Origin of the sequence: Coleofasciculus sp. C1-SOL-03, from assembly GCF_040220555.1 — a bacterium.
Lineage (GTDB): Bacteria > Cyanobacteriota > Cyanobacteriia > Cyanobacteriales > Coleofasciculaceae > Coleofasciculus.
The window spans coordinates 17,637-29,801 of record NZ_JAVJUO010000219.1; the positions used below are offsets into that span (position 1 = coordinate 17,637).

Sequence of the window (12,165 nt, forward strand, 5' to 3'; positions counted from 1 at the left end):
GAGTTGTTTCAAAATCCGCAAAACCAGGCGCTAAAATCGATAGTTTAACAATCTCTTCATTCAATGGATACTTGGCAAGGGACAAAAAATCCGCTCGACTCCGGTCTAAACACTGTTTCTCATGGTCACTAAGCGGCGGGAGTTCACCTTGCCACTCCGGAAAAAACTGGGCTGACTCAACCTTGTAGAAGGTTGAGTTTCTGACGCCTCATCTGACGTTAAATGACGAACAGCTTACTGATTCGAGTTAGTATCAGTATTCCGACGCAGACGACGCTTGAGTATGAAGAATCCACCTAGGGCAAATAATCCCGCCGCTGTAGCCGGTTCTGGTACTTGTACTTGCTCAACCCGGATGCGAGCGACCTGATAACTGGGAGAGGTTGGCGTGGTAAAATCAGCATTGGGAAATGCAGTTAAGATATTGCCGCCAGGGATAAAACCTGGATGCTGGGTAACTACCCCATTTTCATCCTCACCCGTGTTGGGCATCATTTGACCCAGAAGCGCGGTGTTTTCGGGAATTTCATCATTGACTTCTGTACCAGCATCCCATACCTGATTTCCGGTAATCATGAAGTCAGCCCCCAAAAAGTTCCCAGCATCATCGAAAATCTGAAATGCCAAGGGATTATCATTGCCAATAAAGGCATCATTGCTGGGGACAATCATCGCCCCATAACTGAAGTACTGACTGCTAGCTAAGTTACCATCTAGGGTGAATGTCTGTGATGCGGTGGCATTTGCCGGAATAACGGGGGGTGAATCGGGACTCAAGCCAGGACCTAAAAGCGTCCCCTCAACCGAACCAGCACCACTATTCAAAAAAGCCTGGGCAATCGGTGCTGTATTACCGTCCTCAGCCAGACGTTCAATCCGATTAGAGGCTGGCTCACCTAAGTTAAAACTGTCAAAGCTGCCATCATGAAAGCCAACCCATAAGGGTGTGACAACTAGACCGGATTCCGGGGCGAGATTTTCAACGGTCACCTTAACCATTGTAGCGGCTGTTGCCGTTGAAGCCATGGTCAGGGTTGAACCAACGGCAATGGCGGTTACAAAGAGTCCTCGGTTTTTCAGTACAGTCGTGTCCCAGTTTTTCATGCCTTGTCTCCCGATTAAGTGTGGATTCCAAGTTTTATTAAAATTCAAAACTATGAGTTTTTGCTGAGTAAATAGTTAAAAATAGTTTAAAAATATTTCAGGTTATAAAAATTGTCTAGGAACGCAAAAATTTCCAATGCTATCTTGATTTTTTCCATTGTAAATTCTTTCGATTGTGATACATAAAGTTTTACAGCATACACAAAGAAACGACAAATTCGGGTCAAGTCTTCGCTTCATGCATCTGGGGTGCAAAGTAACCAATCCAGTTTAAATTGACACCAATGACGGGGCATGTTAACCTTACGGATTATCTGGAACGGAAATCACTGAAAAACTAGAGATTAAGAGGTCTTTTTTAACCGTTTTTTGGGTCTGGCTTTACCTTTTTTGACCTCTCTACTACTATCGTCGTCTAAATTCCAGTTTGTGTACCCTGTGTTTTTGTCAATACCTTGTAATGATTTTTATCGTAAGTTTAACATGAATCGTCGTTATCTCATACCAAGTTGCAGTCTAATCTAGAACTTTCTGTTTCCCCCATCACCCCATCTACTCGATCTGCTATCTTTGAGTACAACTTGGGATCAGGAGTGCGATCGCCCTTTTCTGTAATCGAATGAACACGGCAAACACGGGACAAATAATGTGATTGATTTGTCCTGAACTTGTGCAGCTACACTGCACTAAAGGTCAGCGCCACAGGCGATCGCGAAAATTTCCAACGCTACCTTGATTTTTTCCATTGTAACGGGTTCAGTTCAATGAGTATCCTTCTACAAAGATACCTAAAGGTATTGCTTTAAGCGTCTTAAGCTGCCCTAGGAAATTTTACGCCAACCTGCTGGTCAGGAATGAAAGGAATCAGATTGCTTATGAACAAGCGAATTAACTACTATAAAGACTTGGCGGCTGACTATTCCCGACCTGGATTAGTTGCCGATAATCTCCAGAAAAAACTCATCCAGAAGGGTGAAGACATTGTGGCAATGAAAGAAGCAACACTGCCACAGATTGGCGCGGATTATACCCTAGAACAAATTGAACAAGAAAATAAAGAATGGTGGCCCACCCATTGTGAAGCCCTGAGACAGGGACGCGGCGATATTTTAACCGGAGAATATCGCGATGACCTGGTTTATTTCTGTCAAGATGGTCCCTATCAAGGATTAGAGCAACAGAAAGAACGGGAACAACATTGGTGGGCGTTAATTGCTCAACCCGGAGTGACCATGTGTTGGCCCATCGTTATGTTTTATGGCGAACATACGTTCTTTGAATGGAAGTGTGAAGACAACGAAACCAACGAAACGATTGCCAAGGGAAATGTGACTTGGGTGCGGCGGGGACATCGAGGCGGTTGCTATCTCAAAACTGAGCAACTAACGTTCTATCGTGATGTTTTTGCCCCAAATGAACTGCTAACGTTGATTAAAACTGCCTAAGATGACAGAGAATAACGCCTATAAAAATGCCGTTCTAGATGACAAAGAACTGCAAGCTGGGTTAAATAGTATCAATCCGAAGTTTGGTGATTTTTGTACCCGTGTAGCGGGTGAAGCTTGGGGTTTACCCCTGATTGATCAAAAAACGAAAGCCCTGATTACGATTGCCATTGATGTGATTAATCAGGATCAGACTGGACCAGGGAATCCCTTTGGGGCGCATGTAAATATGGCGATGAAGCAAGGCGCTACCCGTGAGGAAATTGAGGAACTGCTTCTGTTTTTATGCGTCTATGCGGGTTTCAATAAGGCGGCGGGTTGCTTCGGGATGTTGAATGAAGTTCTTGATGTAAATGGCTGATTAGATAGAAGGTTTACAGTCGGCATAGTGAAAAAAGGGAGGAAATGATGACCACTGACACAAAAGGAAAAATCGGCGTCCTGGTTGAAGAACATTTTGATGAAACTGAATATCGACGCTTTGGTGAATTTTTCCCTGAACATGGCTACGAAATCGAATATATTTCTAATCTTTGGGGTCAAGAACAACTCACGTTTAAGGGAAACGATCATGAAGCCGACGTTACCGTGAGCGTCGATTTTCAGGATAGAAAACCAACCGATTACACAGGTATTATTCTCATCGGTGGCTATGCCATGGATCGCCTCCGCTATCAAGTTAATGTTCAATCTGGACAATCTAATAATGCGCCAGCCGTAGCGTTTCTGCGTGAAGCGGTTAAGGCGATGGATGCTGGGGACTTAAGAATTGGCACGATTTGCCATAGTATGTGGCTATTTTGTGCTGATCCCAACCTGCTAAAAGGGCGTAAAGTTACCTGCGCTCACAACATTATTTGTGATGTGGAAAATGCTGGAGGAACCATTGTTTACGAAGGTGGGGAAACCGCCGCTACCTATATCGATGGCAATTTAATATCAGGGCGACATCCTGGTGTGGTTGAAGAATTTATGCAGGTCTTTTTAGAGGAGATTGAAAAAAAACAGAAGGTCAACGCCTAAACCTTCCCCTAAATGGGGTGAGGGCGGGTTTTGAACTAAGGTTATCGGTTGGGTTCGTAACGTTTTCTCCTCAAACCGCCCCGACAGAATGCGCCGTTTCACCGTTTTAAACACAATCTTAAAGGGAATTCAATAATGGGTAACACCAGAGATTTTGCCTTTTCCGATCTCATTGCTGGGTACGTCACCCACTACGACGCAGATAATGATAGTTTCGGACTGAAAACATCAGATGGTCGAGAGTTCCATTGTACTCTCAGTCCGATGAGTTATGCCAAACTGGTGCAAAATCTGGATGAAGGATATCCTGATGCTACGGGTCTAATCCGGTCAATGTTGGTTCCGGGTCGGTTTCTGTTTACCTATGGAATTTTCTATCCCGATAGCCCTAAGTTTGATGCCAAACAAATTGTGTTTGTCGGTCGTCATGAAAATGATTATATTTTCGAGAAACCCAATTGGTGGATTGATCAAGTGCGTTCCCTGGCAAATTTTTATCTAAAAGCCCAGTTTGGTGATGGGGAAATTAATTACCGCAATTATCGCACCACACTAAGTTTATCCGGGGCGCGGTCAACGGTGAATTTTCGCCAAGAAACGGATACGATTTCCCGTTTAGTCTATGGCTTTGCTACGGCTTTTATGATGACGGGTGACGATAAGTTTTTAGAGGCGGCGGAAAAAGGCACAGAATACCTGCGCGAACACATGCGGTTTGTGGATTTAGATGAAGGGATTATTTATTGGTATCACGGGATTGATGTGCAGGGAGAACGGGAACATAAAATCTTTGCTTCAGAATTTGGGGATGATTATGATGCGATTCCCGCTTATGAACAGATTTATGCCTTAGCCGGACCAATTCAAACCTATCGGGTTACGGGTGATCCCCGGATTATGAGTGACACGGAACTTACGATTAAGTTGTTTAATGACTTTTTCCTGGATAAAAGTGAGTATGGCGGCTATTTTTCCCACCTTGACCCCGTAATGTTAGACCCCCGCAGTGAGTCTTTAGGCGCTAATCAAGGCAGAAAGAATTGGAACTCTGTGGGGGATCATGCCCCAGCTTATCTGATTAATCTCTGGTTAGCAACGGGAAAGCCAGAGTATGCCGATATGTTGGAGTATACCTTTGACGCGATCGCCAAACGTTTTCCTGATTACGAACATAGTCCTTTTGTTCAGGAACGGTTCTACGAAGATTGGTCTCATGATACCACTTGGGGATGGCAGCAAAATCGCGCGGTTGTGGGTCATAATCTGAAAATTGCCTGGAATCTAATGCGGATGTATTCCCTGAAACCGAAAGATGAATATCGGGAACTTGCGACTAAAATTGCTGACATTATGCCAGCCGTTGGTAGTGACCAGCAACGGGGAGGCTGGTATGATGTAGTTGAGCGTCTCTTAGGTGAAGGCGAAACCGTCCATCGCTACGTTTGGCACGATCGCAAAGCTTGGTGGCAACAAGAACAGTCTATTTTGGCGTATTTTATCCTGGCTGGGGTTCTTGACAATCGGGAGTATCATCGTTTGGCACGAGAAGCGGCGGCGTTTTATAATGCTTGGTTCTTGGATACTGAAGATGGTGGCGTTTATTTCAATGTTTTAGCGAATGGATTACCCTATCTTGCTAGTGGTAATGAACGGGGGAAAGGGTCCCATTCTATGAGTGGTTATCATTCGACGGAGTTGTGTTATTTATCGGCAGTTTATACGAATTTGTTGATTACGAAGCAGCCGATGGAGTTTTATTTTAAACCGTTACCTGGAGGGTTCCCGGATCGGATTTTGCGGGTGTCGCCGGATATTTTACCGCCGGGGAGGATCAAGATTGGTCACTGTGAAGTTAATGGGGAACTTTATACCCATTTTGATGCGGAGAAATTGACGGTGACGTTACCGGATACGAAGGAACAGGTGAAGGTGAAAGTGCAGATTGTTCCTGTTTAGGTTGTTGTTTATGTTTTTTCAACGCAGAGGCACGCAGAGGGAAAGCGCAGAGGTCAAGAGAGGGGATTTGTGATTTTGTGGCAAGGGTTTTATGAGTTGGAGGAATTAAGGGAAGGATGGGGGTGGTTCGTTTGTTATTGAAGGTGTTAGGTAGAACCTGATTGGAAATGGATATTAAGACTAAAACAATTGAAGAAATAACTGTGGTGGAACTGGCGGGTGACATTGATGCTAAAACTGCGCCAATTGTGACTGAGAAGGTTTTGCCTTTGGCTGAACCAGGAAGTAAGATTATTATGGATATCAGTAATGTTCCCTATATGTCCAGTGCTGGCTTACGGATGCTACTTACGTTATACCGACAAGCAACGGCAAAAGATGGGAAGCTGGTGTTGGTGGGACTTTCAGAAGAAATTGAGGATACCATGTCGGTGACAGGATTCCTGGACTTTTTTAAGACGAGTGAAACCGTGGAATCAGGACTAAAGATACTCCAAGAGTAAAAGAGTATAACACTAGAAAAAAATGCGTTGTGTTACTTTTTGATAAGGCTTTGTTCACGTCCCTTAACCCAACCAACAAACTTAACCGAAACCCTCGCCGCCCCTCTGCGTTGAAAAAATAATTCCGCTGCCAACTGATTGGATATTCCCTATTCCCTCATCACTAACGAATAATTATGTTAATTGAACGCATTGATATCCATCCCACTCATACCTATGGCGACTTCAAACTCCGCCGGGGCAAACCCTTTCCCTTTGGTGCCACGTTAGTCCCTGGAGGCGTTAACTTTTCTATCTTTTCCAGTCACGCCACATCCTGTACATTAGTCCTGTTTAAAAAGCACACCCCAGAACCCATGGCGGAGATTCCCTTTCCCGATGAATTCCGGATTGGCAATGTCTATTGTATGGTCGTCTTTAACCTGGATTACGAAACCCTGGAATACGGCTATCGTATGGATGGTGCTAATAATTTCCAGGAGGGTCACTGGTTTGATAAAAATAAAATCCTTATGGACCCTTATGCCAAAATTATTGGTGGGCGTGATATCTGGGGTGTGACGCCAGATTGGAATGATTGTTATCACCATCGGGCGCGGCTGGCGTTTGATGATTTTGACTGGGAAGATGACCGTCCTCTGGAAATTTCGCCGGAGGATCAGGTGATTTATGAGATGCATGTTCGCAGCTTTACCCGCCATCCGTCTTCGGGGGTGAAACATCCGGGAACCTTTGCCGGAATTCGGGAAAAAATTCCCTATCTCAAAGAATTGGGGGTTAATGCAATTGAATTAATGCCTGTTTTTGAATTTGATGAATTTGAAAATTCCCGTATCAGTCCCCAAACCGGGGAAATGCTATTAAATTACTGGGGGTATAGTACCGTCGGATTTTTTGCCCCGAAAGCGGGTTACGCTGCTACTGGGAAATTAGGTATGCAGGTGGATGAGTTTAAAGCCTTGGTTAAAGACCTGCATAAAAATGGCATTGAAGTGATTCTAGATGTAGTCTTCAACCATACCGCCGAAGGGAATGAAAATGGTCCCTATATTTCGTTCCGGGGACTTGACAATAAAACCTACTATATGCTGACCCCAGAGGGGTATTACTACAACTTTAGTGGCTGCGGCAATACCCTAAATTGCAACAATCCCATTGTTCGGGGGATGGTACTGGATTGTCTGCGCTACTGGGCAGCAGAATACCATATTGACGGCTTCCGCTTTGATTTGGCGTCCATTCTGGGACGTGACCCCTGGGGTGCGCCGCTACCGAATCCGCCCTTGCTGGAAACTCTGGCATTTGACCCCATCTTAGCCCGATGCAAACTGATTGCCGAAGCCTGGGATGCGGGGGGGTTGTATCAGGTGGGTTCCTTCCCCGCCTATGGCAGATGGGCGGAGTGGAATGGTAAGTATCGCGACAGTATCCGCAAATTCCTCAAAGGCGATGGCACAGTTGGGGACATGGCGCAGCGGCTACAAGGTTCCCCCGATCTCTACGCCTGGGCAGGTCGCGCCCCCGCCACCTCGATTAATTTTATCACCGCCCACGATGGTTTCACCCTAGCCGATTTAGTGTCTTATAACCAGAAGCACAACCAGGCAAACGGTGAAAACAATAATGATGGTGCCAACGATAACGAAAGTTGGAACTGTGGTGCCGAAGGTTGGACAGAAGACCCCGGCATCAACGCTTTGCGGCGGCGGCAAATGCGAAACGCGATCGCGATGCTGATGGTGAGTCAGGGAGTCCCAATGTTGCTGATGGGAGATGAGGTGGGACGTTCTCAAAATGGTAATAACAATACCTATTGCCATGACTCAGCGTTAACCTGGCTGAACTGGGAACTCTTAGCCAGGAATACAGATTTGTTCCGATTTGTCAAGCACTGCATCGCCTTCCGCAAAGGTCACCCTGTACTGAGAAACCGCAGGCATTTCTGGAATCGAGACTATGTAGGTAGCGGTTATGCCGATATTACTTGGCATGGTACCCAAGCCTGGAATGCCGATTGGTCTCCCTACAGCCAAACCCTCGCCTTTATGCTTTGTGGCAAACACGCGAAGGAGGGAACGGTTGAGGACAACTATATCTATGTGGCAATGAATATGCACTGGGAGGCACATTGGTTTGAACTTCCCGGCTTGCACCCAGGGATGCAGTGGCACGTCTTTGCCAACACCGGCTGTACTCCCCCCGAAGATAGCTGGGAACCCGGAACCGAACCCCTGCTAGACAATCAGTCGGGATTGCTACTCAGCGATCGCTCTGTTGTCATTTTAGTCGGTAAGTAAACAATCAACAATCAACAATCAACAAAAACTATGGCTTTCAACGTCACCCTAGAAACAACCAACAATATCGCCAAAATCACCCTATCTGGAGAACTCGATGCTAAGACAGCACCTGTATTCAAAGAAAAAATAGAGGAAGCCGCCAGCCAAAATGCCAAACGTCTCGTGTTGCTTATGCAAGACTTGGAGTATATGGCAAGTGCGGGATTAAGAGTTCTCATATTCGCCAAGCAAAAGATGGGAAATCAGGTGGATATTTACGTCATCGGTGCTCAGGAAATGGTAATGGACACGATTGAAAAAACAGGCTTTCACCATAGTGTAATTATCCTCAATGAATATGACGCCGCCCAGATAGAAACAGTCTAGTACAAAAAGGCTCCAGGGCAGAAAGCTGTAAGGTTTATGGTGTCAGCTTTTTCGTCTAATGACAAATGACAAATGACGCTTAAACTCCCAATCATCCTATCTTGATGAGAGAACTAAATTCTCTGTGTCATCAGTGTCAATAAGCTCTCACCTTCCTACCCCTATCTTCCCAATAAATCCGTGAAATCAGTGTTTTGACCAATGACAAATGACTAACCATGGAATCTTTAACCGTATCAGGAACCCTAGATTCATTAGGCGCGATCGCTCAATATGTGATCCAAGCCGCCCAAGCCGCCAATCTAGATAAAAAAGCCTCCTATAACCTGCGATTAGCCGTGGACGAAATTGCCACAAATATCATTATTCATGGCTATGAGGAAGTCGGGTTAGAGGGAGAATTAATTTGCCAAGTTCAACTCAACGAGCAAACTTTAACCATCTCCATTGAGGATACAGGTGTCCCCTATAACCCCAGCCAGCAAGACAGTCCGGATGATTTAGACAAGCCTTTAGAACAACGACAAATTGGTGGACTCGGCGTCTATTTAGCGATTCAGAGCGTTGATAAATTTATCTATGAACGCTTAAGAGACCGCAATCGCAATATCTTTGTCGTGAATCGACAAACCCATAGTTGTTAAATAGGTGATAACTACACGAGAGCGAACTGCTATAACTGATAACCGTTCACTGATAACTGATAAGTAGTCGGACAAAAGAAAACAAAGAAAACGGTGCTGTGTGAATTTTTGTAAATCGCCCTCAAACCCTTACTGTTCCCCGTTCCCTGTTCCCTGTTCCCTGTTTTCAACCGTTAACTTTAATTGTGTCCACCTACTTATACTTCCCAATTCTATCAACTTTTCCCCCAAATCATTTACATCCCTCTGCGTCCCTCTGCGTAGACCTCTGCTACCTAGAGCGTTAAAAAACATAAGTTCGATACCCCTAGCTTTACTATTATTTATCAGTCCTTACTCCTTATATATTTAATTGAACCAATCAACCTATGTCTACTCACCCTAAAGACGTATTAAATTTTATCACTGAGCGCTGGAAATCTCGGTTATCTAGACGAATCGTATTTTTACTATTCATCAGCTTTTTGATTATCGAAGGACTTGTTATCATTCCTTCCGTTAAAAGACGCGAACGAGAATTGCTATCCCAAATCAAAGACATATCATCAGGAAAAATAATTTGGCTGATTAGAGAGATCCAACAAGAGCAACCCGCCGAAGCTGCCGATGAAACATTCCTAACAAGATTCACCGAACTCCAGCAACTTAACCCAGACATTTTAGGCGGCGCGATTTACAATCCTGAGGGAAAAATGGTGGGAGAATTTGGGGAAACGCCCAATCTCCCCATGGCTAAGATTAATGCTAACCAGCGAGAACGTAAACAGGATTCCCGATATGATGTCGCCTGGAGAGTCGATGACCTCTCTATTGCTTGGATGCTAGAAAATCAGGTAGGCAACTATACCCTAATTCTGCGACATGATAGCTCATCCATCAAAGGTGAACTCTATGCCTACATTCTGCGGATTGCGGGTTTAGTCGTCATCATCGCCGTTTTCATCACCCTCACCCTTTGGATTGCCCTCGAACCCCTGGTCATCACTCCCATTCTCCGACTCCGACGAGATTTAATTGGGGCGGGGGAAGCGATTAGTCAAGACAAAGAACCACCGGACTTTTACTCAGCATCCATGAATCGCGACGATGAATTAGGAGAGGTAATTGGTGCTTTTGAGCAAATGTTCGACCAAATCTCTGAAGCCGTGAACGCCCGTAAACAAGCCGAAGCCGCATTGCAAGAGAGTTTGAACAAGGTTGAAGCCTATTCCCAAGCCCTTGACCACGAATTAGAAAAAGGTCGAGAGATTCAGAAAAACTTTTTACCGACTCAAGTGTATCAAAGTAGCGGTTGGGAAATCGCCGCATTCTTCAAACCCGCCCGTCAAGTGGCGGGGGACTTCTATGACACATTTGAGCTTCCGGGTGGGTATGTGGGCTTAGTGATTGCCGATGTTTGCGATAAGGGAGTCGGCGCCGCCCTGTTTATGGCACTCTTTCGCAGTTTAATCCGCATCTTCTCGGCTCAAACCCAACTGCACGGTTCTGCATCAGCGATTCTGGACGAACATCAACCGATATCCGGGGGCTGGATTGGCGAGTCACCTGTAACCAACTTAGCCCACCTCAATGCTTTGCAAGCGATTTCCCTGACGAATAACTACGTCGCTGAATATCACGGGGATATGGGTATGTTTGCCACAGTCTTTTTTGGGTTGTTGTGTCCAGACACGGGGTTACTCACCTATATTAATGGTGGACATGAACCGCTATTTATGCTCAACCCAGAAGGTGGGGTGAGAGAACAGCTTAAATCCACTGGACCGGCGGTAGGGATGTTACCTGACCTAACATTCAAGATTGCTCAGACGTATATTCAACCGGGTGAGATACTGTTAGGGTATACAGACGGCGTTCCCGAAGCCCGCGCCAGCGACGGCAAATTCTTCACCATGGAACGATTGCTGTCGATGGTGGAAACAACGGCGACTTCTGCCACAACGTTGCTGGATAAAATTACCACAAGTGTAATACATCATACCGGAGAAGCGGATCAATTTGACGATATTACCCTGCTGGCTGCGCGGCGATTGCCCCTTTGATGTACTCCCCTGACTAATACCAAATCCGATGACAGGAATCTCCTTTTGCCATGGCGATTGAAATCGCGGAACCACACAAACTGGCGTGGCACAGCTAAAATGGTGGATTAGATTTGACCATTGAATCGGGCGCAAGTCTTTGCGCCCCTACGGTTTCGGGTCTCCCATTCTAATTCATCTTGCTGCCGAAAACGCTGATAAGAGTTCTTCAATGGGTAAGGGGGATGGAGAGGAGGATAAGGGTAAAGGCGTTAAGGAGTGAACCCTTTGGCTTAAGGGTTCTTGGGTTTGTAGCGATAGGTTAAATCCTGGAAGGAGACTGTTGAATTCTGATAGAGTTGGGAATTGGGAAGCGTCTAACATTGGTTCATCTGGATGCATCAGCCGGGATTGGCGATTTGCCAAACCGGGAGAGGTTTGAGCAATGATGGTATTGTGCATGATAATTAGAGGTGATTTGTATGTGGCTCTAACTCAGGTGGTATGCTAGGGTTAGAGCTTTTTTTGATCAGATCGTCCGTCGGTTAGAAACCGCAGCTACTGGACTGACACAGCTAAAATTGTGGATTAGAATTGGTTCGTAGTGAGGGCTTCAGCCCTCTCCAGCTAAGCGTTATAGCACTCTTCGTGTTTACTACAAACAAAACCCTATTTTAGCTGTGCCACGCCACTACATAGAGGAAACCCTTGATGGTTCCAGATACCCAGTTGCGGTTCAACCTAACGGGAAGGGATTTGTTTCTGTAGGGGCGGGTTTTACCATTAACGTTTTGGGTTGACCC

Annotated in this window: 11 protein-coding genes; 9 read left to right on the top strand and 2 right to left on the bottom strand. The window is 45.5% G+C overall.

Annotation, left to right across the window (positions count from 1 at the left end; translation table 11 throughout):
* Positions 1–234: 234 nt before the first annotated feature.
* On the bottom strand, positions 235–1,104 hold the full coding sequence (locus RIE73_RS33445) for a spondin domain-containing protein (protein WP_446405270.1): 870 nt from the start codon (positions 1,102–1,104) through the stop codon (positions 235–237).
* An 875-nt stretch (positions 1,105–1,979) separates the two neighbouring features.
* Between RIE73_RS33445 and RIE73_RS33450 the strand changes: the two genes are divergently transcribed.
* The 9 genes from RIE73_RS33450 to RIE73_RS33490 all read left to right on the top strand — a co-directional run bounded on the left by RIE73_RS33450 (position 1,980) and on the right by RIE73_RS33490 (position 11,383).
* Entirely contained in the window at positions 1,980–2,549 is a 570-nt protein-coding gene (locus tag RIE73_RS33450; protein WP_446405271.1) for a hypothetical protein, read from the top strand.
* Position 2,550: 1 nt separating this feature from the next.
* A complete protein-coding gene (locus RIE73_RS33455) occupies positions 2,551–2,910 on the top strand; it encodes a carboxymuconolactone decarboxylase family protein (protein ID WP_446405272.1) in 360 nt (119 codons plus the stop codon).
* 47 nt (positions 2,911–2,957) lie between these two features.
* Positions 2,958–3,572 carry a DJ-1/PfpI family protein gene (locus RIE73_RS33460; protein ID WP_446405302.1) on the top strand — a complete coding sequence of 205 codons (615 nt, stop codon included), beginning with the start codon at positions 2,958–2,960 and terminating at the stop codon, positions 3,570–3,572.
* 135 nt (positions 3,573–3,707) lie between these two features.
* Positions 3,708–5,528 carry an AGE family epimerase/isomerase gene (locus tag RIE73_RS33465; protein ID WP_446405273.1) on the top strand — a complete coding sequence of 607 codons (1,821 nt, stop codon included), beginning with the start codon at positions 3,708–3,710 and terminating at the stop codon, positions 5,526–5,528.
* Positions 5,529–5,695: 167 nt separating this feature from the next.
* The gene (locus RIE73_RS33470; RefSeq protein WP_446405274.1) at positions 5,696–6,031 is read left to right on the top strand and encodes an anti-sigma factor antagonist; all 336 of its coding nucleotides are present in this window, start codon (positions 5,696–5,698) and stop codon (positions 6,029–6,031) included.
* Positions 6,032–6,207: 176 nt separating this feature from the next.
* Positions 6,208–8,328: a glycogen debranching protein GlgX gene (gene glgX / locus RIE73_RS33475; protein WP_446405275.1), complete on the top strand. Its 2,121-nt coding sequence runs from the start codon at positions 6,208–6,210 to the stop codon at positions 8,326–8,328.
* Between the two features lie 30 nt (positions 8,329–8,358).
* Positions 8,359–8,697: an anti-sigma factor antagonist gene (locus tag RIE73_RS33480; protein ID WP_446405276.1), complete on the top strand. Its 339-nt coding sequence runs from the start codon at positions 8,359–8,361 to the stop codon at positions 8,695–8,697.
* A gap of 218 nt (positions 8,698–8,915) precedes the next feature.
* A complete protein-coding gene (locus tag RIE73_RS33485; protein WP_446405277.1) occupies positions 8,916–9,341 on the top strand; it encodes an ATP-binding protein in 426 nt (141 codons plus the stop codon).
* Between the two features lie 368 nt (positions 9,342–9,709).
* Positions 9,710–11,383 (top strand): PP2C family protein-serine/threonine phosphatase, encoded by a 1,674-nt coding sequence (locus tag RIE73_RS33490; RefSeq protein ID WP_446405278.1) that lies wholly within the window; start codon positions 9,710–9,712, stop codon positions 11,381–11,383.
* Positions 11,384–11,557: 174 nt separating this feature from the next.
* Here the strand turns inward: RIE73_RS33490 and RIE73_RS33495 are convergent, their stop codons facing one another.
* A complete protein-coding gene (locus tag RIE73_RS33495; RefSeq protein ID WP_446405279.1) occupies positions 11,558–11,824 on the bottom strand; it encodes a hypothetical protein in 267 nt (88 codons plus the stop codon).
* Positions 11,825–12,165 lie beyond the last annotated feature (341 nt).